The organism is Prescottella soli (genome assembly GCF_040024445.1).
In the GTDB taxonomy this organism is placed as follows: domain Bacteria; phylum Actinomycetota; class Actinomycetes; order Mycobacteriales; family Mycobacteriaceae; genus Prescottella; species Prescottella soli.
Window position 1 is genome coordinate 1,196,942 of record NZ_CP157276.1, and the last position, 22,431, is coordinate 1,219,372.

A 22,431-nucleotide genomic window follows, 5' to 3' on the forward strand; every position below is an offset into this window, starting at 1 on the left:
GGCGTCAGACCGTCTCGAGGTTCTTCATGCGGTCCAGGACCGACTCCGCGGTGGGCTCGCGCAACTCGTCGACGATCTGACCGTCGGCGAGGAACACCACGCGGTCGGCGAAGCTCGCGGCCCGCGGATCGTGCGTGACGATCACGACGGTCTGGTCGAACTCGTCGACTGCCGCCCGCAGGATCGACAGCACCTCGCCCGACGAACGCGAATCCAGGTTGCCGGTCGGCTCGTCACCGAAGATGATCTCCGGCTGCCCGGCGAGCGCACGCGCGCACGCGACACGCTGCTGCTGACCGCCGGAGAGCTCACCGGGACGATGGTCGAGCCGATCGCGCAGACCCAACCGGTCGATCACGGTGTCGAGCCACTGCTGATCGGCCTTCCGGCCGGCGATGTCCAGCGGCAGCGTGATGTTCTCGAGCGCCGTGAGGGTCGGCACCAGGTTGAACGCCTGGAAGACGAACCCGATCCGGTCCCGGCGCAGCTGCGTCATCTGCTTGTCCGAGAGCGTGGTCAGGTCCGTCGCACCGATCAGCACCGAACCCGACGTCGCCGCGTCGAGACCGGCCAGGCAGTGCATGAGCGTCGACTTGCCGGAGCCGGACGGCCCCATGATGGCGGTGAACTCCCCCCGCGCGAACTCCGCGGACACACCCGCGAGGGCGTGGACCTGGGTGTCCCCCGACCCGTATACCTTCATCAGGTTGACCGCTCGCGCGGCAACGGTGGTCTCGGTGGGCATCTCGGTTTCGGTTGGCATGCCCAACATCCTCACCCGTCGGGGTGACGGAAAACCATCGGGGACTTCCCTGATCTTGTACCCCGACCCAGGGATGGTTCGTCAATCGTGGGAGAAGGCGCGGGCGATTTCCCGCTCGAGGTCGAGGTACGGGGTACCCGAGACGTCGGCGGTCACCTTCCGAACGGTTCCCCCACGGAACCGGAAAGGCGCCCCATAGAGCCTCGAGACCGACTGGCCGGTGTCGCGTCCGACCCGGATTCCCTCCCCCACCCCGGAGAACATCGCCGGCTGGACCCGCACGCCGCCGAGCGAACCGACCTCGCGGTCGTCGATGTGGAGGGTCATGTCCCCGACCGGCGTGAACCCGTCGGCGGCCGCCCCCGTCCGATCGAACCGCACCCCGAGGACGTGGGCACCGGCGGTGGGGACCGGCTCGGTCGAGACGACGACCTGCTCGTCCTCACCGAGGAAGTTGTACACGTACTTCAGGTGCCCGTCCTGCACGAACAGGCTGTGGCCGCCGAGTCGGCCGCCGTGGGCGAACAGGACACCGTCGACGTCGTCGGATTCGATCCGCACGTCCGCGAGCACCGAGAACGACCGGCCCCGCATCTCGAGCGCGGCGCCCGGCCCCACCTCGGCCGCGTCCGGGTAGTAGACGAACGACTCGCGTGCACCGGTCAGGTACGGCCGGAAGCGCAGGAACGCGGACAGCACGTCGAGGTCGTTGAGGGGCAGCCCGTCGTACTTCGCGGCCTCCTCGAACCACAGCGTGCGCATCTCGTCGAGCTTGTCCGGTCGCGCCGCCGCGAGGTCACGGATCTGGCTGCGGTCCCGCTCGATGTGGAACAGCTCCCAGCGGTCGTCGTCGAAGTGCCCCCAGTTGGACGGGGCCGCCGGGTGCACCGTGTTCGCGAACCAGCCGTCGTGCCAGATCCCGCGGGTACCGAGCATCGAGTAGAACTGGGTCGTCTTGCCGGTCGCCGCCTCCGGATCCGCGAGGACGGGTCGGAAGCTCACCCCCTCGAGCGGCCGCTGCGGCACCCCGCCGACCAGCAGCGGCGGATCGACACCGAGCAGTTCGTACACGGTGGGGGTGATGTCACAGACGTTGATGTAGTTGTCGCGGACCTCACCGCGGGCGGAGATGCCGTCCGGCCACGAGATCACGCACGGGTCCGCGATCCCTCCCTCGTGCGACGCGTACCTCTTGAACAGCTTGTACGGGGTGTTGAACGCCATCGCCCACCCGGTGCAGTAATGGTTGTACGTCTCCGGACCGCCCAGGTCGTCGATCTGTGCCAGACCGTCCTCGATCCGGTCCGGGTAGCCGTTGAAGAACTTGTACTCGTTGACCGAGCCGTTGGGTCCGCCCTCACCGCTGGCGCCGTTGTCGGACAGCAGCACGACGATCGTGTTGTCGAGCTGGCCGGAGTCCTCGAGATAGTCGAGCAGGCGGCCGATCTGGGCGTCGGTGTAGCTCTGGAACCCGGCGAACACCTCCGCCATCCGGCAGAACAGGCGCTGCTCGCCGTCGTCGAGCGAGTCCCACGGGCGGACTGTGTCCCCCACCGGCCACGGTGCCCCGTCCGCGCTCACCTCGTCCGCGTACGGATTCATCTGCGACAGTTCGGTTTCCGCGGGAACCAGGCCGAGCCGCTTCTGGTTGTCGAGGACGATCTCGCGGTACCGCTCGTACCCCATGTCGAACCGGCCGGCGTACCGGTCCGCCCATTCCTTCGAAACATGATGTGGCGCATGCCCGCAGCCCGGACACAGGTACAGGAACCACGGCTTGTGCGGCGCGATGACCTTGGCGTCGCGAATGAACTCGATCGACTTGTCGGCCAGATCCTTCGACAGGTGATAGCCGTCCTCCGGTGACGACGGCGGATCGACCGGGTGGTTGTCGTAGACCAGGTTGGGATACCACTGGTCGGCCTCACCGCCGAGGAATCCGTAGAAGCGCTCGAATCCTCGCGAAAGCGGCCAATTCCGTTTGTTGGCCGCCAGATTCGACTCCTCCAAAGGAGTCAGGTGCCACTTGCCGACGGCGTAGGTGTTCCAGCCGCGATCGCTCAGCACCTCCGACAGCAGCGCCGCGTCGGCCGGTATCCGTCCACTCGAGTTGGCGAACCCGTCGGTGAACTCCTCGACCGTCGCCATCCCCACCGACGTCGGGTTGCGTCCCGTCAGCAGCGCGGCCCGCGTCGGCGAGCACAGCGCGGTGGTGTGGAACTGACTGAGCAACACCCCACGCTCGGCGATGCGCCGGAGATTCGGCATCTCGACCAGACCGCCGTAGAAGTCCCACGTGCCGATCCCCGTGTCGTCCCACACCAGGTACAGGACGTTCGGGGCGCCTTCTGGCGCACGGGGTTCCGCGAACGGCGCCCAGTCCGGCGTCGAATCCCGGATGTCGACCGAAACCTTGCCCGTGAACTCCGCAGCCATGGCCGGGTCCTCCCGATGCATGGTACCCCATCATCACACGCATCGGGAGGCGGCCGGACCGGTTCGTCGAACTACGCGGGACTCACGACCAGCGAGCCTGACCGCCGTCGAGGGGAATCGTCGCGCCCGTCAGGTATCCGGAGTCCGGCCCGACGAGGAACGCGACCGCGTTGCCGATGTCGGTCTCGGGGTCGCCGATCCGGCGCATCGGGATACTCGCGACGAACGCGGCCGCCTCCTCCGGACGCGCCTCGGTCCAGCGCTGCAGTCCCGGCGACATCGCGTGCGGCGCAACAGCATTGACTCGGATGTTGTCGACACCCCACTCGCATGCCGCCGCCCTGGTCAGCGCGCGGACCGCCTCCTTGACCGACGCGTACCCGCCGTAGCCGCTGGCGTCCCACCGGACCGCCACCGACGACACCATGTTCACGATCGCGCCGCCGCCGCGCTCCTTCATGTGCGGGTAACAGGCCTGCATCGTGCGCAGCGCCGCGATCGGACCGGAGGTGTAGGCCCGCTCCAGGAGGTCCGGCTTCAGGTCGTTGATCGGACCGAGCGGGTTGAGGCTGGCGTTGTTGACCAGGATGTCGACGCCCCCGAACAGCGCCGCAGTCGCGTCGACGGCGCGCGCGATGTCCTCGGCGTCCGACACGTCCGCGACGACCGGTTCGGCAACGCCGCCGAATACGGCAATCGCCTCACAGGTGTCGATCAGCTTGGACTCGGTCCGCCCCGACACCGCGATCCGCGCGCCCTCCTTGGCGAGCGCGAACGCGATGCCCTGACCGACGCCCTGGCCTGCGCCCGTGATGAGCGCGACCTTTCCATCCAACTTGCCCATGTGGTTTCAATCTCCCGCATCAATCGATGTGTCGACGCACACACAACCAGGTCCGGCCGACCGCCACGTCGCGTTTCCCGTTGATCGGGACCGGTTCGCCGCTACGCTCGACGTCATGCGGATCGGAGCCCATGTCCGGCAGGACGCGGACCCCATCGGGGCCGGCGAGCGCCTCGGCGCGGACATCGTCCAACTGTTCCTCACCGACCCGCAGAAGTGGGACAAGCCCGAACCGCATCCGCAGACGGAACAGATCCTGCAGAGCCCGATCGACGTCGTCGTGCACTCGTCGTACGCCATCAACGTCGCCAGCCTCAACAACCGACTCCGGATGCCGTCCCGCAAGGCGGTCGCCGATCAGGCCGCGGCGGCCGCCGACATCGGCGCGGTCGGCCTCGTGGTCCACGGCGGCCACGTGCGCGACGGCGAGGATCCGGCCGCGGGTGTCGCGAACTGGCGAAAGCTGTTCGAACGTCAACAGGACAAGGGCGGATTCCCGGTGCCGATCCTCATCGAGAACACCGCCGGCGGCGACTTCGCGATGGCCCGGCATCTCGATGCGATCGCGCGATTGTGGGACGCCGTCGGCGAGTTCGGCGCCGGCTTCTGCCTCGACACGTGCCACGCGTGGGCGGGGGGTGAGGAACTGCTCGGCATCGTCGAGCGCGTCAAGGCGATCACCGGCCGGATCGACCTGGTGCACCTGAACAACTCGCGCGACGAGTTCGACTCCGCCCGCGACCGGCACGCGAACCTGGTCACCGGCATGATCGACCCCGCGATGCTCACGGCCGTCGCCTCCGCGGCCGAAGCCCCCGTGATCCTCGAGACCCCCGCCGACGGGATCGCCGACGATCTCGCCTACCTGCGCGACGCGCTGGCCGGGGACTGACGAGTCTCCGACATCACATACCGAATCGGCTACGACGCCGCGTCGAAGGCGAGCCGACCGGCCACCGGCACCTACCATCCCGAACATGACGCACTACCGGTCCCGCCGCACTCTCGCCATGTCGTCCGTCGCTGTCGCCGCGCTCGCCCTCGCGGGCTGCACCAGCGCCGAATCCGAGCCGACCGCCTCGACCACGTCGATCACCACCTCGTCCGCCGCCGACTCCGGCGACACGGAGCGTGAGATGTCGGCACCCCAGGCCGCGGCCGAAGGCACGCTGACCGCGGCGCCGACCGGTCAGGCCCCGGAGAGCGTCGCGGCGTCGCCGGACGCCGCGCTCACCATCAGAGACATCCGCGTCGGCAAGCACGACGGCTTCGACCGCGTGGTCTACGAGTTCGGCGGCACCGGAACCCCGGGCTGGCGCGCCGAGATGGTGTCCACCGCGACCCAGCAGGGCAGCGGCACCCCCCTCGCGGTCGCCGGTCAGGGCATCCTGCAGGTCCTCGTCGACGGGTCCTCGATGCCGTTCATGACCAATGTCGAGCCGTACTCGGGACCCAACCCTCTCGAGGTCGAGAACCCCGTCGTCGTGACCGAGGTCCGCGACGCCGGAATCTTCGAGGGCACCGACCAGACGTTCATCGGGCTCTCCGACCGCAACGTCTCCTACCGCGTCTACACGCTCACCGAACCGACGCGCCTGGTGGTCGACATCGCGCGCTGACACCCCGTCGAGTTTGACCTCAACCATTCTCGAGGTTCTACCTTCGTTGTCGTACCCCCGTCCTATGGTGACGGGGCCGACGAGAGGGGCGACGGATGAGCATGGATGTGACCGCGCGGAACGCGATGTACAACGCGATGCACGCGCAACAGGACCGTCGCCCCTTCTCCCGGGCCACGCTGCGCCGGGTCGCCGGGTACGCGCGACCGCACCGTAGCCACATCCTCTGGTTCGTGCTGCTCAGCATCGTCACCGCCGCGCTCGCGGTGGCGACCCCCGTGCTCGCCGGCCGCGTCGTCGATGCGATCGTCGCCGGTGACGACGTCCGCGTCGTGGTGGTGCTGGCGTCGGCGATCGCGGCCATCGCGCTGTTCGAGGCGGGCATGGCGGTACTCACCCGGTGGCTGTCGGCGAGCATCGGCGAGGACCTCATCCTCGACCTGCGCACGGCGGTGTTCGATCACGTCCAGCGGATGCCGATCGCGTTCTTCACCCGCACCCGCACCGGTGCGCTCGTCAGCCGTCTCAACAACGACGTCATCGGCGCCCAGCGGGCGTTCAGCAACACCCTCTCCGGCGTCGTCGGGAACCTGGTGACGCTGGCGATCACACTGGTCGTGATGGTGAACATCTCGTGGCAGATCACGCTGCTGTCGCTGCTGCTCTTGCCGGTGTTCGTGATCCCGGCCCGCCGCATGGGCACCCGACTCGCCCAACTCAGCCGCGAGGCTGCCAACTACAACTCGATGATGAGCACCCAGATGACCGAGCGCTTCTCCGCGCCCGGTGCAACCCTGGTGAAGCTGTTCGGCCGTCCCTCGATGGAATCGGCCGAGTTCGCGGTGCGTGCCCGCCGCGTCCGCGACATCGGTGTCCGCACCGCGATGCTGCAGTCGGTGTTCGTCACCGCGCTCACCCTCGTCTCGGCCCTCGCCCTCGCTCTCGTCTACGGCCTGGGTGGCTACTACGCGCTGCGCGGGCAACTCGAGGCCGGCGCCGTCGTCTCGCTCGCACTGCTGCTCACACGGCTGTACTCGCCGCTCACCTCGCTGGCGAGTGCCCGCGTCGACGTCATGAGCGCGATGGTCAGCTTCGAGCGGGTCTTCGAGATCCTCGACCTGAAGCCGCTCATCGCGGAGAAACCCGACGCCGTCGACGTCCCCGAGGGACCGGCGTCCGTCGAGTTCCGGTCGGTCGGCTTCGCCTACCCCTCCGCCGACAAGGTCTCGCTCGCCTCGCTCGAGGAGGTGGCCGGCCTCGACACACGCGGCGGCGCGACCGTGCTGCACGACGTCTCGTTCCGCGTGGAACCGGGCCGGATGGTCGCACTGGTCGGCTCGTCCGGCGCGGGTAAATCGACCATCGCACAACTACTTCCGCGCCTGTACGACGTCGATTCCGGTGCCGTCCTGGTCGGCGGCGTCGACGTGCGCGACCTGACGGCCGATTCGATCCGTGCGACCGTCGGCATGGTGACGCAGGACGGGCACCTGTTCCACGAGTCGGTGCGGGCGAACCTCCTGCTCGCCCGGCCCGACGCCACCGAGGACGACCTGTGGGACGTGCTGCGCCGCGCAAACCTCGCGTCGCTCATCGAATCGCTGCCCGACGGCCTCGACACCGTCGTCGGCGAACGCGGGTACCGCCTGTCCGGCGGTGAGCGGCAACGTCTCACGATCGCGCGGCTGTTGCTGGCCCAGCCGCGCGTCGTGATCCTCGACGAAGCCACCGCACACCTCGACTCGACCTCGGAGGCCGCGGTGCAGGACGCGCTCGGCGAAGCCCTCGAAGGACGGACGGCGGTCGTGATCGCCCACCGACTGTCCACCATTCGCGCCGCCGACCAGATCCTCGTCGTCGAGGACGGCCGAATCGTCGAGCGCGGCAACCACACCGAACTGTTGGCCGCCGGCGGACGCTACACCGAGCTGTACCGGACGCAGTTCGACACCGGCTCGCCGGTCCTCACTGAGGTCCTGCGCTGATCAGAAGTACCGTCGGATGTTGTGGATCCTGAAGTCCGACAACGGTGTCAGACCGATCGGGACGCCGGAGCTGTATGCGTTGAACACCATGCCGTTGCCGGCGTAGATACCGACGTGCCCGGCGATGTCGTACGTGTCCATCGTGATCACGTCGCCCGGTTGCAGCGCCGACAGCGGGACGAGCATGCCTCCGGTGAAACGGGCCATCTCCTGGCTCGTGCGCGGCATGTTGATGCCCACAGAACGGAACGCCCACTGCACCAGACCGGAGCAGTCCCAGACATCGGGTCCGTTACCGCCCCAGACATACCGCTTCCCGGCCTGGGTGGTGGCCGCCGCGAGTGCCCCGAGCGCGCGGGGGCTTGCGATCGGTAGCGGGATGGCGATGTCGCCACTTCCGGCGAACAGACTGGCGCTCCCGTTCCCCCCGCTGCTGCCGGAGCTACCGGACGACAGGACGTCGGTGACACCGTTGACCATGTCGGTTGCGTTGGTGATCGAACCGATGATGTCGGGTTGCGCGGCGGCGGGCGCGGCGAATGCGACGGCGCCACCGGCGATGATTCCTGCTGCGATCAATCCTCGACGAATCGTATGGGACACGCTTGTGCCTCCTTGCTCAGAATGCGCGGATCCCCCGACCACAAACTGTGAGGCACGTTACAGAGCAGGAATCACTCCCGTCACAGATTCCGCATCATCGACGAAAAGGGGTGCCGGCAGGCTCTGCACCCGCCGGCACCCCTTCGGAAGCCGTTCGCCCTGGTCAGACGTCAGTCACGCGGCCGACGCTTGCCGAACTTGTCGCCTTTGCCGCGGCTGAACTTGCCGGCTGCCCGGTCGTCCCGGCCGCCGCGCGTCGACGGGCGCGCCGACGGCGCACCCTGGTCCGGCTGCAGCTGGATCAGCACACCGGAGATCCGGGTCGCGCGCAGGGCCTCGACGGTCTCGCGGGGTAGGTTCGCCGGCAGCTCGACCAGGCTGTGATCGGGGCGGATGCTGATGTGCCCGAAGTCGCTGCGGCGCAGGCCGCCCTCGTTCGCGATGGCTCCGACGATGGCACCGGGAACGACCTTGTGCCGCTTGCCGACCGCGATCCGGTACGTGGCGAACTCCTGGCCGTCCCGACCGACACGCGGGCCACTCGGACCGCTCTCGTCGAATCGGCGGGCCGGCCGCTCCCGCGGCTCGCGCTCGCGGCGCGGCGGGGCCGGCGGCTCGGGCTCCATCAGGAACGACTCGCCGTCGCGCGACTGCACCGCCAGCGCGGCGGCGATGTCGGCGAGCGGAACGTCGTGCTCGCGCTCGTAGTCCTCGATGAGCTTGCGGAACAGCGCCAGGTTGTCGGAGCTCAGGCTCGCCGTGATGGAGTCCCCGAACTTCGAGACACGCTGCGCGTTGACATCCTCGACGGTCGGCAACTGCATCTCGGTGAGCGGCTGCCGCGTGGTCCGCTCGATCGACTTGAGCAGGTGCCGCTCGCGCGGGGCGACGAACAGCAACGCGTCACCGGTGCGCCCGGCGCGGCCGGTGCGACCGATGCGGTGCACGTACGACTCGGTGTCGTGCGGGATGTCGTAGTTGACCACGTGCGAGATGCGGTCGACGTCCAGACCACGGGCCGCGACGTCGGTGGCGACGAGGATGTCGAGGGCACCCGACTTGAGCTGGCCGATCGTGCGCTCACGCTGCGCCTGCACGATGTCGCCGTTGATGGCGGCGGCGGAGAACCCGCGAGCCCGCAGGCGCTCGGCGAGGTCCTCGGTGGCCTGCTTGGTCCGGACGAAGATGATCATCGCCTCGAAGGTCTCGACCTCGAGGATCCGGGTGAGCGCGTCCAGCTTGCGCTGGTGCGCAACCTGCACCCAGCGCTGGGTGATGTTCGACGCCGTCGCGGTCTTCGCCTTGACGGTGATCTCGACGGGATCGTGCAGGTACTGCTTGGAGATCTTGCGGATCGCCGGCGGCATGGTCGCCGAGAACAGCGCCACCTGCTTGTACTCGGGCGTGTCGGCGAGGATCCGCTCGACGTCGTCCTGGAAACCCATCTTGAGCATCTCGTCGGCCTCGTCGAGGACGAGATACTCGAGGTTGGAGAGGTCGAGCGTGCCCTTCTCCAGGTGGTCGATCACGCGACCGGGCGTGCCCACGATGATCTGGGCGCCGCGGCGCAGACCCGACAGCTGCACGCCGTACGCCTGACCGCCGTAGATCGGCAGCACGTGCAGACCCGGGATGTGTGCCGAGTACTTGCCGAACGCCTCGGCCACCTGCAGCGCGAGCTCACGGGTCGGCGCCAGGATCAGCGCCTGAGGCACCTTCCGGTCGACCTCGAGGCGGGACAGGATCGGAATTGCGAACGCAGCCGTCTTGCCGGTGCCCGTCTGGGCCAGGCCCACGACGTCCTTGCCCTCGAGCAGCGTCGGGATGGTCGCGGCCTGGATCGGCGAGGGCGACTCGTATCCGACGTCGGAAAGGGCCTTCAGCACCCGTTCGTCGATCTGAAGGTCGGCGAAGGTGATGGGATTGTCGTCGGTCTGCGGGTCGCGCTCGGTGTCACTCATTTGACCAGTGAGTTTAGTCGATGCGTGGTATGGCCCTCGATCCGAGTGCCTTCTACATGCATCGACGCGATTACCTGCACCGGCGTCGAACTGTTCTCACCTGTTCTCACGCGCGACTCCACCCCTCGAACGGGAAGTCGGCGATCGCTCTCGGGCCGCGTGCGTGCCGTGAACTCCCGTCGGGCGGGACGCGCGGCGCTCGCCGGCGGCGGACCGACGGGACCCCGAATGCAACCCGACAATGACCGCGATCACAATGTGGACAACCGTCCTGCCACTCTCCGAGAGGAACCAGCAGTGTCCGACACGACACCCATCCCCACCCACTGGTACAACATCGTCGCGGACCTGCCGGTCGCCCCGCCGCCCCACCTGCACCCGGGCACCAAGGAACCGGTCACCCCTGCCGACCTCGCCGCGCTGTTCCCGAGCGCGCTGATCGAGCAGGAAGCGACCACCGAGCAGTACATCGAGATCCCCGAACCGATCCGTGAGGCCTACCGCACGTGGCGGCCGGCACCGCTGATCCGTGCCCGCGAGTTCGAGAAGGCGCTGGGGACGCCCGCCCGGATCTACGTCAAGTACGAGGGCGTCAGCCCGGTCGGCAGCCACAAGACCAACACCGCGGTCGCGCAGGCGTACTACAACGCGCAGGACGGCGTCAAGAAGATCACGACCGAGACCGGGGCCGGCCAGTGGGGCAGCGCGCTGTCGTTCGCGTGCGCCAAGTTCGGCATCGACCTCGAGGTGTGGCAGGTGCGCGCGTCGTACGAGTCGAAGCCGTACCGCCGCCACCTGATGGAGACCTACGGCGGCACGGTGCACCCGAGCCCCTCGGATCTCACCGAGTCGGGCCGCAAGATGCTCGCCGATTTCCCGGACACCCCGGGCTCGCTCGGCATGGCGGTCACCGAGGCCGTCGAGGTCGCCGCGAACGACCCGGACGCGCGCTACGCACTGGGCAGCGTGCTCAACCACGTGGTGCTGCATCAGACGGTGATCGGCCTCGAGGCCGTCGAACAGTTGCGTGCCGCGGGCGAGGCCAACGCCGACGTCGTGTTCGGTTGCGCCGGTGGCGGTTCCAACCTCGCTGGCCTGGCGTTCCCGTTCATCCGTGAGGTGCTGCACGGCAAGGCGCAGACGCGGATCATCGCCGCCGAGCCGGCCGCGTGCCCGTCGATCACCAAGGGCGAGTACCGCTACGACCACGGCGACGTCGCCGGCCTGACGCCGCTGTTGAAGATGCACACGCTCGGCCAGGACTTCGTGCCGGACCCGATCCACGCCGGCGGCCTGCGCTACCACGGCATGGCGCCGCTGCTCAGCCACACCGTCGAGCTCGGCTACGTCACCGGCCAGGCCGTGGATCAGCGCGACTCGTTCGATGCGGGTGTGCTGTTCGCCCGCACGCAGGGCATCGTGCCCGCACCCGAGTCGGCGCACGCGATCGCCGCGGCCGCCGAGTACGCCCGCGGGCTCACCGAGCCCGAGGTCCTCGTGATCGGCCTGTCCGGCCACGGCATGCTCGACCTGCCCGCCTACCAGTCGCACATCGACGGCAACCTGGTCTCGACGTCCTAGCCGACACCGCGCGGGCCGCGGCGGAGTGCTCCGCCGCGGCCCGCGCGTCGCTCCCCAAGGCTGTCGAACCGCACACACTCCCGGCCGTCGTCGAATCCGAAGACGTGCAACGACATTCCTGAATCGCCGTAATCCGATTCGAGGATTCCCCGTTCGCGGCCGGACGTATCGCCACTCAACCAATCAACTGGTTGGTCGAACTGCATCCGTCCGTGCCCATGCCCGGGCTCGCGGGCGTATCGTCGAAATCGAGAGCGAAACGGAGCACGCGGATGCACTATGCGACGCGCGCGAGAGCCGGTCGCGCGCTGGCCAAGTCGCTGAGCCACCTCCGTGGGGCTGACCTGGTCGTACTCGGACTCCCCCGCGGCGGCGTCCCGGTCGCATTCGAGGTTGCACATGCGCTCGGCGCCCCCCTCGACATCATCCTGGTCCGCAAGCTCGGAGTGCCGTGGCAGCCGGAACTCGCGATGGGCGCGATCGGCGAGGGCGACGCGGAGGTGATCAACGACGACGTCGTCCGCCTGGGTCATGTGTCGCGCCAGTCGGTGGACGCGGTGCGGGCCAAGGAGCGGCAGGAACTGATCCGGCGAGCCGACACACTGCGGGGCGGCCATCCACGGACACCGCTGACCGGGCGGACCGCCGTCCTCGTCGACGACGGCATGGCCACGGGCGCCACCGCCGCGGTCGCGTGCCAGGTGGCCCGAGCCCAGGGCGCGAGTCGGATCGTGGTCGCCGTGCCGGTCGCATCCCCCGAGGCCATGTCGCGGCTGAGGATCACCGCGGACGAGGTGGTGTGCCCGTTCGTCCCCGCGAATCTGGGCGGCGTCGGCGGGGCCTACATCGACTTCCACCAGCTCGACGACCGCGAGGTGACAGATCTACTGGCGCGGGCCTGCGAACCCGGCGCGTGACGGGTGCAACACCCGGCACCCCGGCGCCGATACACGTTTCGGAGGCCCCACGCAGTCAGGGAGGATCCGTGAGCGTCCCGGAGCAGCAAGTACAGGCGGTGACACAGGCGTGCCGCGACAGGCTGGGCGACCCGGCCGGGTGGGTGCCACCCGACGAGTACCGACACAGTCTTGCGCTGTGCATCATCGAGTCGGTGCAGGCCGCCGGAACCCGGTTCGCGGACGCCGGAACCGTCGTCGACCGGTACCTCGCGTACCGACGCGCCCACGAGTCCGGTCCGATCACCGACGGCGCCCGCGCACTGCTGCGCACGTTCGAGGAGGCCGGCAGCGCCGATCTGTGGGCCGGCAAGATCGGCAACTACAAGCGCCGCTACTCCGAGTCGACGGCACCGCTGCGCGCCAGTGAGATTCAGCGCACCGCGGAGCGCCTCCACACGCTGCAGATCGACTCCGTCGGGGACCTGGTGGGCGCGACCCGCACCGCCGGGACCCGACACCACGTGCGCGCCGCGTGGGACGAGTCCAGCGGCGCCCGCGACGACACCACGTGGCAGCACCTGCTGGTGCTCGCGGGGGTTCCGGGCGCCGACGACACCATCCTCGCCGTCGCCGAGTTCGTGCAATCGGCGCTCGCGAACACGGCCGCCGGCCCCACTCGCGACGCCCAGCCGTCGACGATCCTCGCCGCGGCGGCCGACCGCCTCGACGTCCCCCCGGCCGCACTCGAGCATGCCGTGCGGCGATGGAGCTGCACCCGCGAGGACCACTCCGTGCCTGTCGCGTGACACCGTAGGCCCCCTACCTGCAGAAACTTAGCAGCACTTACGGTTACATTTATTTCCCCAGGTGGCGGCGCGGAATGCCGCAAAACGGGCGTTTGACTTAGTGCAATGAAACTCCAAGTGTGATGCAATGCACATCCGTCATGTCATTTCTTGGAGGGGTCAAAGTGCGTGAGTATTCGGTTCCACAGTCGTTCGCAATCCCGGAAGATGCGTCGATGGCCGACACGGTCTTTCGTTACGAAGCGGAATGCCCGAATCTCGTGCCCTTCAAGAAGCCGGGCAACGGTGGCTGGGTCGACGTCACCGCGGCCCAGTTCGCCGCGGAGGTCAAGGCCGTCGCGAAGGGTCTGATGGCCTCCGGCATCGAACTCGGTGACCGCGTCGCGATCCTGTCGGCCACGCGTTACGAATGGGCGGTCCTCGACTACGCGATCTGGACCGCGGGCGGCTGCACGGTCGCGATCTACGACACGTCGTCCGCCGATCAGGCCCAATGGATCCTCGAGGACTCCGCCACGTCGCTACTCGTCGTCGAGACGCCGACCCACGCCGAGACCGTCAAGGACGTCGCCGAGGCCGCCCCCGCACTGCGCGAGGTCCTCCAGATCGAGGCCGGCGCCATCGACGAGCTGGTCACCCGCGGTGCGGGCATCAGCGACGACGACCTCCACGAGCGACGCCACCAGGTGCGCGCGTCGTCGCCCGCGACCCTGATCTACACCTCCGGCACCACCGGCCGGCCCAAGGGTGTGCAGCTGACCCACTCGAACTTCTACGCCGAGTCGGCCGCCGTGCGGATCGCACTGGGCGACGCGCTGGAAGAGGGCAAGCGCACGCTGATGTTCCTGCCGCTCGCGCACGTGTTCGCGCGGGCCATCTCGTTCGGCGCGTTCGACGCGAAGGTCACCGTCGCGCACACCGCGGACCTGTCGACGCTGCTCGACCAGTTCGCCGTGTTCAAGCCGAACTTCATCCTGTCGGTCCCCCGCGTGTTCGAGAAGGTCTACAACTCGGCCAAGCAGAAGGCCGAGGACGGCGGCAAGGGCAAGATCTTCGCAACGGCGGCCGAGACCGCGATCGCGTGGAGTCAGGCTCAGGAGACCGGTGGCGCCGGACTCGGCCTGCGCCTGCGTCACGCCCTGTTCGACAGGCTCGTCTACTCGAAGCTGCGGTCGGCCCTGGGCGGTGAATGCGACCGCGCCGTGTCCGGCGGTGCCGCGCTCGGCGCCCGTCTCGGCCATTTCTTCCGCGGTGTCGGCATCCCGGTGTACGAGGGCTACGGTCTCACCGAGTCCAGCGCGGCCGTCACCGTGAACACCACGCGCGACCAGAAGGTCGGGACGGTCGGGAAGCCGATCGACGGCCACGCGGCGAAGATCGCGGAGGACGGCGAACTACTGATCCGGGGCCCCGTCGTATTCGGCGGCTACTGGCACAACGAGGCGGCCACGACCGAGTCGATCCACGACGGCTGGTTCCACACCGGCGATCTCGGATCGATCGACACGGAGGGCTACGTCTCGATCACCGGCCGCAAGAAGGAGATCATCGTGACGGCCGGCGGCAAGAACGTCGCGCCGGCGGTGCTCGAGGACGCCCTGCGCGCGCACGCTTTGATCAGCCAGTGCCTCGTCGTGGGCGACGCGAAGCCCTTCATCGGCGCGCTCATCACGCTCGACCCCGAGGCCCTGCCCGGCTGGAAGGAGCGGAACGGCCTGGCCGCCGACACCCCCATCGCGGAACTCGTGACGCACCCCGACCTGGTCGCCGAGATCGACGCGGCGATCTCCGAGGGCAACAAGAAGGTCTCCAATCCGGAGCAGATCAAGAAGTACCGCATCCTCGAAGTCGACTTCACCGTCGACTCGGGCGAGCTGACCCCGACGCTCAAGCTCAAGCGCAACATCATCCACGAGCAGCACGCTGAGGCCATCGCGCGCATCTACACGTAAGCGCGAGAAGATGATTCGGGGCCCGGACGCCGTCGGCGTCCGGGCCCCGAGCCGTCCGGAACCTACAACGCCGCCGACTCGAGCAGGTCACGCGCGACGGCCACGTCCCCGACCGCCTCGAGACGCGCGAGCGGACGCCGCCGCCACATGGTGAGCAACAGGTCCTGCGCGCGACCGCGCAGCGCGACATCGGCCTTGCGGTGTTCGCGCGTCACCGTCACCGCACCGGACTCGAACGCGAGGTGCCACTCCGCCGACTCGGTGTCCGTCCCGTGCAGGTGGATGGTCCGGCCGTCGAGCGAGTCCGGCAGTCGACCGTCCCGGGCGAGACGACCCAGGAAGACGTGCGCCCACTCGTCGACCCCGTCCGCCGCGACCTCCGGGTCGAGTTCGGGAACGCTCGGGCCGCCGGCGGCCCGCAGGGTGTCGGACACGTCGATCCGGTGAACCGACACCTCGTGGGTCTGCCGCCGCAGCCACCAAGACGCCGTGCCCGGCCCGACCATCGTCGGCACCGGGTGTTCGGGGTCCAGACGGGTGAAGGTCTCCACGAGCGAATCGAACGCGAGCCGGTACGCGGCAACGCATTCCGGACCCCTCGGCATGTCACCGACGCGAACGATCTTCGGCAGCGGTGTGTCGGCCGAGGCCTGCAGTGCCGCCAGCACCCACTGGTGCACCTTGCCGGTGTGTCGCACCACGTGTTCGACGGTCCAACCGGGAACCGTCGGCACGGGTTCGGACAACGCCACGATCGGGGTCGCGGCCAGCATCTCGCCCTGCTCGCGCAGCGCAGACAGCAGACTTGTGGAATCCATCAGGCCACGGTAACGCCGAGCACGAACTCGGCGACGTCGTTCGTCACCGTCCGGTGCGTCTTCTCGTGCAGCAGGTCGTGTCCGACGTCCGGGTACTCCCGCAACGTCGCGCCCGCGAGCCCCGACGTCCAGGTCCGCACGCCGTCGATCGGCGCCAGCCGGTCGTCGACGCCGTGGATCGCGAGCACCGGGAACCCGGGATCCGCGAAGTCCGCCGTCTCCGCATGCTGCACAACCGATTTGGGGGTGCCGCAGAGCACGGCCGCATGGAAGGGGGCGAGTCCGCGACGGAGCAGAGTGACGGACACGGCGGCGCCGAGCGAATGCCCCATGAGCACCAGGGGCAGACCCGGTCGGTCGTCGGCTGCGATGGCGGTGAGCCTGGCGGCATCGTCGGCCAGGTCGGTGAGCGCGCCGGGCGTGCCGGGTGTCCCCTCGGACAGTCCGTGCCCGGTCTGATCGATGCCCCACAGCTCGATGTCGTGGGCGGCGAGGCCGGCGGCGAACCGGTGATAGTGACCGGTGTGCTGCCCCATCCCGTGCAGGAAGACGAGCCCGGCGCGGGGCCGGCCCGGCCCGTCGAGGGGCCAGCGACGGTAGTGGATCTGTCCGGTGGCACCGGCGAAGAACGGCATGCCCCCATTGTGCGGAACACGATCGACGGGTCGCGCGACGGCACCCGTCTTGTCGGCGTCCGGTGGCACAATCGGCCGGAACCGACCCGGAAAGGGGTGCGATGTTCCTCCTCGACGACGTCGTGGTCTACAGCTCCGGCGACCTGACGCTCGCTGCGACGTGCGAGTTCGCACTGCTCCGGCGCCTCGACGGCCTCCTCGGGTTCGCTCCTGCCACAGCCGGATCCGCAGCCGATCCCATGCTCGAACGGGCCTCTCGGCTCGGAGCGGCACACGAGCACAGCGTCCGCGACGACTTCGAACGCCGCTTCGGCCGGGTCGAGACCATCGCCCGTCCCGAGTACACGGCGACCGGCCTGCACGACGCGCACCGGGCGACCGTCGACGCGGCGCGCGCGGGCGTCCCGGTGATCTACCAGGGCACGTTCTTCGACGGACGCTTCCTCGGGTTCTGCGACTTCCTCGTCCGGGACGACGACGCGTACGCGGTGTACGACACCAAACTCGCCCGCCACGCCGAGGTTCCGGCACTGCTGCAACTGGCGGCATACGCGGACGCGCTCTCCGCGTCGGGGATCCGTCCGGCACCGCTGGTGCACCTCCTGCTCGGCGACGGTTCCGATTCGGTCCACGATCTCTCCGACCTCGCCCCGGTGTACACGTCGCGCCGCGTCGACCTACAACGAGTCCTCGACGAACACCGGGCCGCCGGTATTCCCGTGGTGTGGGGCGACGAGCGGTACCTCGCGTGCGGTCGCTGCGAGACGTGCGCGCCGGAGATCGACAGGCATCGGGACCTGTTGCTGGTGGCCGGGATTCGTGCGACCAGTCGCCAGAAGCTGATATCGGGTGGCGTCTCGACCATCGACCTTCTCGCCCAGCACACCGCCCCGGTCGCGGATCTGTCCGGCCGGACCCTCGCGGCCCTGCGGGCGCAGGCCGCCATCCAGCTGCGCGGGGAACGAGAGGGCGGCAACGCCTTCGAGGTGTTCGACCCCGGCGCCCTCGCGGTCCTGCCCGAACCCGACCCGGGTGACGTCTATTTCGACTTCGAGGGCGATCCGCTGTGGTCCGAGGCAGGTTCGGCCGACTGGGGTCTCGAATACCTCTTCGGCGTGGTCGAGGAGCCGAGGACGGGGTCGACCGCTCCGGTGTTCCGACCGTTCTGGGCCCACGATCGCCGACAGGAGCGGCGAGCGCTGATCGACTTCCTCGAGTACGTCCGCGACCGGCGCGCCGAACATCCGGGCATGCACATCTACCACTACGCCGCCTACGAGAAGTCCGCTCTGCTGCGCCTGGCCGGACGACACGGCGCCGGCGAGGACGCCGTCGACGACCTGCTGCGCGCCGGCGTGCTGGTGGACCTGTACCCGATCGTCCGCGCGTCGCTGCGGATCGGGGAACGCTCGTACAGCATCAAGAAGCTCGAGCCCCTCTACATGGGCGAGCGCCTGCGCGCGGGCGACGTCACCAACGCCGCCGATTCCGTCGTGGCCTACGCCGGCTACTGCGATCTGCGCGATCGGGGGCGGACCGAGGCCGCGGACGAAGTGCTCCGCGGCATCGCCGACTACAACGAGTACGACTGCGTCTCCACGCGCGAGCTGCGGAACTGGTTGCTGGCCCGGGCCGCCCAGCACGCTGTGTCCCCGCACCGGCGAGCGCCCGCCGCTCCCGCCGCCGACGACGACACGGCCGGGCACACCGAACGCGCGCTGCGGCGCTTCGCCGGCGACGGCCCCCGCGAGGCCCGGTCGGCCGACCAGCAGGCCGCCGCGCTCATGGCCGCGGCGATCGGCTACCACGGCCGGGAACGGAAGCCGTTCTGGTGGGCGCACTTCGACAGGCTCACCCAACCGGTGGACGACTGGTCCGACACCCGCGACGTGCTCCAGGTGGAACACGTGGAGGTGCTGCAGGACTGGCACAAGAGCACCCCGAAACAGCGGAAGCTGCGCCGACACCTCCGCCTGACCGGCAGATTCGGCACCGGCAGCGCGGTCGTGCCGGGTGCGGAGGTGTTCACGCTCTACGAACCTCCGGTCCCCGACGCGCTGGCCGGTGAGAGGCCCACCCAGCGGGGAACGTCGACCGCGGTCGTGCTGTCCGTGGGCTCGGACGCCAACTTCGACGACGTCGTCGTGGTCGAAGAGTTGCTCACCGGCACGGTCGAATACGCCGCGCTGCCGGTCGCGACCACGCCCGGGCATCCGATCGCGACGGTTCGGATCGAGAAGGCCGTCGAGGCCGCCGGCGACGAGATGGCGGAGGCGCTACCCGCGTTGCCGCGCGACGCCGCGGTCGACGTCCTGCGACGGATCCCGCCACGCACCCGCAGCGGCCGCCCGCTCCCCGACCTCGGGCGCGGTGACGATCCGGTCGCGACCATCGCCGCGGCGTTGCTGGACCTGGACGACTCCTACGTGGCCGTGCAGGGACCGCCCGGCACCGGCAAGACCTACACCGGCGCGCGGGTGATCGCCGAGCTCGTCGGTCGGCACCGGTGGCGGATCGGCGTGGTGGCCCAGTCGCATTCGGTGGTCGAGAACATGCTCGACGCGGTCGTCGCGGCCGGGCTGGGCGGCGGACTCGTCGCCAAGAAGGACGGACGTGCGCAGGAGCGCCGGTGGACGGCCATCACCGCCAACGCGTACCCGGAGTTCCTCGACACCGCAGCCGGTACCGGCTGCGTCATCGGCGGCACCGCGTGGGACTTCGCGCACGCCGATCGGATTCCGCCCGGCAGCCTCGACCTGCTGGTGATCGACGAGGCCGGACAGTTCGCGCTCGCGAACACCGTGGCGGTCGGCGCCGCGGCCCGGAACCTGCTGCTGCTCGGCGACCCGCAACAGCTGCCGCAGGTCAGTCAGGGCACCCACCCCGAGCCCGTCGACGAGTCCGCACTGGGCTGGCTCGCACAGGGGCACGACGCGCTTCCGCCCGACCGCGGCTACTTCCTCGAGCGCACCTGGCGGATGCATCCCGCGCTGTGCGCCCCGGTGTCCGCGCTGTCGTACGACGGCAGGCTGCGTTCGGAGGAACCGGTGACCACGGCCCGCCGTCTCGCCGGCGTCGCCCCCGGGGTGCACACCGCGATGCTCGACCATCGCGGCAACGCCACGGCGTCGGCCGAGGAGGCCCGGGAGATCGTCGCCCGGATCGACGAACTCCTGGGACGGTCATGGACCGACCCGGGCGCGTTCGACGGCACCCGGCCGCTGGGCCAGTCCGACATCCTCGTCGTCGCGCCCTACAACGCGCAGGTCGGACTGATCCGGCAGCACCTCGCGGCGGCCGGGTTCACCGACGTCCTCGTCGGGACCGTCGACAAGTTCCAGGGGCGTCAGGCCGCGGTGGTGTTCGTGTCGATGACGGCGTCGTCGGTCGACGACGTCCCCCGCGGCATGTCGTTCCTGCTCTCCCGCAACCGGTTGAACGTCGCGGTGTCGCGGGGCAAGTGGTGTGCGGTGATCGTGCGGTCGCGCGCTCTCACGCACTACCTGCCCGCGACGCCCGCCGGGCTGGCGGAGCTTGGGGCGTTCATGCGGTTGGCCGGCGAGGGACGGTGACCTGCGTGGTCACCCGAAGCAGCCGCCCTCTCCGCGATAGGTCGGTGCCGACGTCGCCTTGCCGTCGCCGTCCACCAGGTGCACCTCGGTGAAGCGCTCGCACAGCTCACCGGCCTTCGCGTGCCGGAACCACACCCGGTCCCCCACGGCCAGTTCCGCGGCCGCAGCGCCCGTGACCGGCGTCTGGACCTCGCCCGCACCCTCGTTGCGCAGCAGTTTCAGTCCGCGCGGCCACACCGGCGCCGGAACCCGGGTGTTGCCCGCCGGCCCGGAGGCGATGTAGCCGCCACCGAACAGGGTCGTGACCTTCGGCGTCGGCTTGCGGACCGCCGGCAGCGCGAAGAACATCGCCGGACGCGGCGTGAACGAGTGGTAGCGGTCGAACAGCGTCGGCACGTAGAGACCCGAGCCGGCGGTGACCTCCGTGACGCTCGCGTCGGCCGAGCTCACCTCGAGCGATCCGGTCCCACCGCTGTTGACGATCTCCAGCTTGCCGACCTCATCGGTGACGGCGTCGACGACAGCCTTTCGGCGCGTGGACAGCTCGGCCGCCGACGCCTTCTTGACCATCCGCACCGCGAAACTGGTGTCGGGCAGGCCCGCGATCTGGGCCTCGTAGAACATCACGCCGACCACCGCGAATCCGCGGTCGCTCGCGAGCCGCGCGAGCCGGGCCACCTCGCCGGGCTCGCGCAGCGGCGACCGCCGGACACCGAGATGCGCGGGCCCGATCCGCAGCGACGCGTCGACGTCGAGGCAGATCCGCGGACGCACGCGGTCGGAACCTACTGCGGCGCGAACGACGTCGAGCTGCGCGACGTCGTCGACCATGAGGGTGATCCGATCGAGCAACGTGGTGTCGGCTCCGAGTTCGGCAAGGGCGGCCCGGTCCACGGTGGGATAGCCCATCAGGACGTCCTCGGCGCCCTGACGGGCGAGCCAGATCGCCTCCCGCAGCGAGTACGACATGATGCCGCGGAAGCCGCCGGACGAGGTCAGGCCGGATCCGAGCGCGATCTCGAGGACCGCGCGGCACCGCACCGACTTGCTGGCGACCCGTACCGGCGTGCCCTTCGCCCGCCGGACGAGATCGGCCGCATTCGTGTGCAGCGTCGGGAGATCCAGTGCCGCCAACGGAGGATCGAGATGGGCGGTGGCGGCGGTGAGTCGGTCGATCGTGGCAGTCACATCAGTTCCGTTCGTCAGTCCGAGTAGGCCGGCGTCCGGAACAGTCGATCACTCTCCTGAACGATTGTCCAGGTCTGTTTCGGCTTCGACCGCCTTGCTCGCGACTATGCGCACGAGGTCGTCGAGCTCGGTGACGATCGCGTTGCTGTCGCGGTCGACGAGCCAGCGCAGCACGATGCCGTCGATGACCGCGAGCGCGAATCGGGCGATCGCCTCGACCGGCTCGGTCCATGCGCAACCGGTCCGGCGGGCACTCTCCTGCAGGAAGACGGTGGCCTCGATGTCCATGATCCGGTACTGCTCGTCGGCGACACTCCCGGCGATCGGCGCACCGGCCGCGCGGTGACGCAGCGCGTAGGCGGTGATCTCGTAGGTGAGCAGCTGACGGTCGGCGGTGGCCTCGACGAGCGGCCACATCCCGGTCAGACCCGTGTGCAGAACTTCGCGCAGGTCCCGCAGGCCGTGCAGCTCCTGGGAGTCCCACACGGCCGCGAACGCCTCGCGCATACCGGCGCTGAGCTGCAGAACCAGATTCTCGGCCATGGCCGCGACCAGGGCTTCCTTGCTCTCGAAGCAGTAATGCACGACGCCGAGCGAAACGCCCGCCTCTTCCGCGACGGCGCGGATCGTCACGGACGCGATCCCGCCACGTTCGGCGATATTCAGCGCCGCTTCGATGAGCTGGGCGCGGCGTTCTTCCGCGGGGAGCCGATTCAACATCCCCCGATCGTAAAACCCTTAGCCGAATTTTCGTGTTTCATTTGCCTGG

The 22,431-nt window shown here is 69.3% G+C and carries 17 protein-coding genes; 8 read left to right on the plus strand and 9 right to left on the minus strand.

Going from position 1 to position 22,431, the window contains the following annotated elements; genetic code table 11:
• Window positions 1–4: 4 nt before the first annotated feature.
• From ABI214_RS05585 to ABI214_RS05595, 3 genes are all read right to left on the minus strand, one after another.
• Window positions 5–772 carry an ABC transporter ATP-binding protein gene (locus ABI214_RS05585; RefSeq protein WP_348607013.1) on the minus strand — a complete coding sequence of 256 codons (768 nt, stop codon included), beginning with the start codon at window positions 770–772 and terminating at the stop codon, window positions 5–7.
• Window positions 773–844: 72 nt separating this feature from the next.
• Window positions 845–3,199, minus strand: a complete 2,355-nt coding sequence (locus ABI214_RS05590) for an arylsulfatase (RefSeq protein ID WP_348607016.1) — start codon at window positions 3,197–3,199, stop codon at window positions 845–847.
• 82 nt (window positions 3,200–3,281) lie between these two features.
• Window positions 3,282–4,043, minus strand: coding sequence for an SDR family NAD(P)-dependent oxidoreductase (locus tag ABI214_RS05595; protein WP_348607019.1), 762 nt, complete (start codon window positions 4,041–4,043; stop codon window positions 3,282–3,284).
• A 115-nt stretch (window positions 4,044–4,158) separates the two neighbouring features.
• On the opposite strand from ABI214_RS05595, the gene ABI214_RS05600 reads away from it, so the two are divergent.
• The 3 genes from ABI214_RS05600 (at window position 4,159) to ABI214_RS05610 (ending at window position 7,647) form a co-directional block, all read left to right on the plus strand.
• A complete protein-coding gene (locus tag ABI214_RS05600; RefSeq protein ID WP_348607022.1) occupies window positions 4,159–4,935 on the plus strand; it encodes a deoxyribonuclease IV in 777 nt (258 codons plus the stop codon).
• A gap of 85 nt (window positions 4,936–5,020) precedes the next feature.
• A complete protein-coding gene (locus tag ABI214_RS05605; RefSeq protein ID WP_348607025.1) occupies window positions 5,021–5,662 on the plus strand; it encodes an AMIN-like domain-containing (lipo)protein in 642 nt (213 codons plus the stop codon).
• A gap of 95 nt (window positions 5,663–5,757) precedes the next feature.
• On the plus strand, window positions 5,758–7,647 hold the full coding sequence (locus tag ABI214_RS05610; RefSeq protein WP_348607028.1) for an ABC transporter ATP-binding protein: 1,890 nt from the start codon (window positions 5,758–5,760) through the stop codon (window positions 7,645–7,647).
• On the opposite strand, the gene ABI214_RS05615 is transcribed toward ABI214_RS05610, so the two are convergent.
• On the minus strand, window positions 7,648–8,250 hold the full coding sequence (locus ABI214_RS05615; protein ID WP_408586080.1) for an NlpC/P60 family protein: 603 nt from the start codon (window positions 8,248–8,250) through the stop codon (window positions 7,648–7,650).
• 170 nt (window positions 8,251–8,420) lie between these two features.
• Window positions 8,421–10,211: a DEAD/DEAH box helicase gene (locus ABI214_RS05620; protein WP_348607031.1), complete on the minus strand. Its 1,791-nt coding sequence runs from the start codon at window positions 10,209–10,211 to the stop codon at window positions 8,421–8,423.
• A gap of 297 nt (window positions 10,212–10,508) precedes the next feature.
• On the opposite strand from ABI214_RS05620, the gene ABI214_RS05625 reads away from it, so the two are divergent.
• The 4 genes from ABI214_RS05625 (at window position 10,509) to ABI214_RS05640 (ending at window position 15,449) form a co-directional block, all read left to right on the plus strand.
• Entirely contained in the window at window positions 10,509–11,792 is a 1,284-nt protein-coding gene (locus tag ABI214_RS05625; protein WP_348607034.1) for a TrpB-like pyridoxal phosphate-dependent enzyme, read from the plus strand.
• 272 nt (window positions 11,793–12,064) lie between these two features.
• Window positions 12,065–12,709 carry a phosphoribosyltransferase gene (locus ABI214_RS05630; protein WP_348607037.1) on the plus strand — a complete coding sequence of 215 codons (645 nt, stop codon included), beginning with the start codon at window positions 12,065–12,067 and terminating at the stop codon, window positions 12,707–12,709.
• 68 nt (window positions 12,710–12,777) lie between these two features.
• The gene (locus ABI214_RS05635; protein ID WP_348607040.1) at window positions 12,778–13,497 is read left to right on the plus strand and encodes a heme peroxidase; all 720 of its coding nucleotides are present in this window, start codon (window positions 12,778–12,780) and stop codon (window positions 13,495–13,497) included.
• Window positions 13,498–13,661: 164 nt separating this feature from the next.
• The gene (locus ABI214_RS05640) at window positions 13,662–15,449 is read left to right on the plus strand and encodes an AMP-dependent synthetase/ligase (protein ID WP_348607043.1); all 1,788 of its coding nucleotides are present in this window, start codon (window positions 13,662–13,664) and stop codon (window positions 15,447–15,449) included.
• Between the two features lie 62 nt (window positions 15,450–15,511).
• Here the strand turns inward: ABI214_RS05640 and ABI214_RS05645 are convergent, their stop codons facing one another.
• Complete coding sequence (locus ABI214_RS05645; protein ID WP_348607046.1) at window positions 15,512–16,267, minus strand: maleylpyruvate isomerase N-terminal domain-containing protein; 756 nt, start codon at window positions 16,265–16,267, stop codon at window positions 15,512–15,514.
• Window positions 16,267–16,902, minus strand: a complete 636-nt coding sequence (locus tag ABI214_RS05650) for an alpha/beta hydrolase (RefSeq protein WP_348607049.1) — start codon at window positions 16,900–16,902, stop codon at window positions 16,267–16,269. Before ABI214_RS05650 ends, ABI214_RS05645 begins: the two co-directional genes overlap by 1 nt.
• Before the next feature lie 101 nt (window positions 16,903–17,003).
• On the opposite strand from ABI214_RS05650, the gene ABI214_RS05655 reads away from it, so the two are divergent.
• Window positions 17,004–20,474 carry a TM0106 family RecB-like putative nuclease gene (locus ABI214_RS05655; protein WP_348607052.1) on the plus strand — a complete coding sequence of 1,157 codons (3,471 nt, stop codon included), beginning with the start codon at window positions 17,004–17,006 and terminating at the stop codon, window positions 20,472–20,474.
• A gap of 9 nt (window positions 20,475–20,483) precedes the next feature.
• Here the strand turns inward: ABI214_RS05655 and ABI214_RS05660 are convergent, their stop codons facing one another.
• Window positions 20,484–21,662 carry an amino acid deaminase/aldolase gene (locus tag ABI214_RS05660; protein WP_348607055.1) on the minus strand — a complete coding sequence of 393 codons (1,179 nt, stop codon included), beginning with the start codon at window positions 21,660–21,662 and terminating at the stop codon, window positions 20,484–20,486.
• A 48-nt stretch (window positions 21,663–21,710) separates the two neighbouring features.
• Window positions 21,711–22,382: a TetR/AcrR family transcriptional regulator gene (locus tag ABI214_RS05665; RefSeq protein WP_348607057.1), complete on the minus strand. Its 672-nt coding sequence runs from the start codon at window positions 22,380–22,382 to the stop codon at window positions 21,711–21,713.
• Between the last annotated feature and the right edge of the window lie 49 nt (window positions 22,383–22,431).